Source organism: Nocardia amamiensis, from assembly GCF_015477605.1.
Classification (GTDB): domain Bacteria; phylum Actinomycetota; class Actinomycetes; order Mycobacteriales; family Mycobacteriaceae; genus Nocardia; species Nocardia amamiensis_A.
Map to the genome: position 1 here is coordinate 1 of NZ_JADLQX010000124.1, position 1,934 is coordinate 1,934.

Genomic DNA, 1,934 nt, shown 5'->3' on the forward strand with positions numbered 1-1,934 from the left:
CGCCAGTTCCGGATCGACCCTTCTGACACCCCGAACACCCGCTGGGCCTCCGCGGACGTCATGCCATCGCGTATCGCTCCCATCACCCGCATCCGCAACGCCTCCTGCTGCCCCGGGGAAAGCCTGCACATGTCCATCCTCAGACCATCACCCACCCACGGAACATCATGTGGCACAACCGATCCGTTTCACATCAATAACTCACGGGTTTCATCACCGGCCCAATCGCCCTCAAACGAGGAAGTACCGTTAGCACATCGCGCGGCTGAAATGCGCTCGCTCTCTCGCTAGCGGCTCCAAACGCCGAGGATGAATACAGGCCCACGACCGTGACAGGCGGTTGCCCGAACGGAGAAGCGCGGCCCCGGCTGCGTGTTCGGGCACACCGCGGTCGACGGCTACTCGCGGCGGCCTACGCCGAGGCGTCGCGCGACGAGAAAGCCGTTATAGCAACCGTTTCAGTTCCATGGTGTGGCCGACGCAGGTTCCGGTACGCGGTCACGCGGGAGTGGAGTTCGGCCGCGCGGCGGTCGGTGAGCGATGCGATCTGATCGAGGACAACCCGGACCCGCGCGGTATCGGTGTCTGCCTGCTCCCATGAACGGGCAAAGCTCGGATCCAGTGCGTCCGGCCGGTTCAGCAGCGCCTCGAACAGCTCCCCGAGCACATCGCGTTGCCGCGTTCGACGTGCTCGAAGTCCATCCGCACAGAGCACGTTGCGCAAGTGCAGCGCCTCGAGCACTGCTATCTCACCGCGAGCGCGCGCAGGCACGACCAGCTCGCCACGATAACGCCCAAGAGGCTCTGATCCTCCGATGATCCGCGTCGCGCGCACTGCCGCCGCGATGAAGCGCCGGGTGAGCATTCGGCGGGCCACCGCTATTGTCGTTGCCGATGCTTCCGGGGCGGTGAGCGCTACAACAGCAGGGAGCTCGATCAGTTCGACTGCATAACAGTCGATTTCGTCGGCAGGTATGTCGCTGAAATAGGTGCGAGCCATCTCGGCGATCTCGGCACGCTCGGCGCGGTCAGCGAGCGCAGCTAGCACGACAGCGCCGGATAAAAGGCCATTGACCAGATCGGCGACGGTATTGGCAATGTCGTCGGCCCAGTCCATGATCTGCGCCTCGAAGCACAGCTGGTGATCGGGAGCGTCGTCGCGGATCCACTGCAGTGTGGCGGAATCCTCGGCATACACACCATGCTTTGCGCCGCCGATCTCAATGCCCCAGGGGTATTTGCAAGTCGCGTCGAGAACAGCGCGCGTCAGGTTGAGCCCCCCTTCGGGGTTGTGGTTCGGGTAGTCACACTCCAAGTGCGTCAGTATGCGCAGAGTCTGCGCGGTCGCATCGAAGCTCAGGCCGCGGGCGCGAGCACAGGCATCGAGAACCTGTTCCCCGTTGCGCCCGAACGGAGGACAGCCAAGGTCATGAGCCAGGCACGCGGTTTCCACCACCGCCACGTCGGCGCCGAGTTCACGAGCAAGACTAGTGCCGATCCCAGCTACATCCAAGCTGTGCGTCAGCCGATTGTGCGGGATCACCCCAGCGTCGGGCTCGTCTACCTGAGTAACGTTCGACAGCCGCCGCAACGCATGACTGTCCCACAACCGCCGACGATCTCGCTCGAATGCCGAGCACGCACCACTGTAGGAGTCCCGGCTGTCGAAACGCAGCTCATAGCGACGACGTTGCTGGTCATGATCGGTGTAGCCGAATGACATCGGTGGCTCCAAAGCATCTAGGGCGGGAGTTCGACTCCCGCCAGCTGACAACGGCACATGAATCTGGCCGAGACCACGAACCGCGGTCAAGTCCAAACGCGTGGTGTATTGAGGTGATTGCCGCGTGATCCTTTCGGTCAGGCGGTCAGTGCTGGGGTGGTGTCCTCTTGTTCGTTGGGGTCGGTGGTACCGCGTGAGCGGGCGAGGACGT

The 1,934-nt window shown here is 63.4% G+C and carries 1 protein-coding gene; it reads right to left on the bottom strand.

What is annotated here, in order from left to right; translation table 11 throughout:
• Window positions 1–412: 412 nt before the first annotated feature.
• Window positions 413–1,723 (bottom strand): deoxyguanosinetriphosphate triphosphohydrolase, encoded by a 1,311-nt coding sequence (locus IU459_RS36975; RefSeq protein ID WP_195134228.1) that lies wholly within the window; start codon window positions 1,721–1,723, stop codon window positions 413–415.
• Window positions 1,724–1,934: the final 211 nt, after the last annotated feature.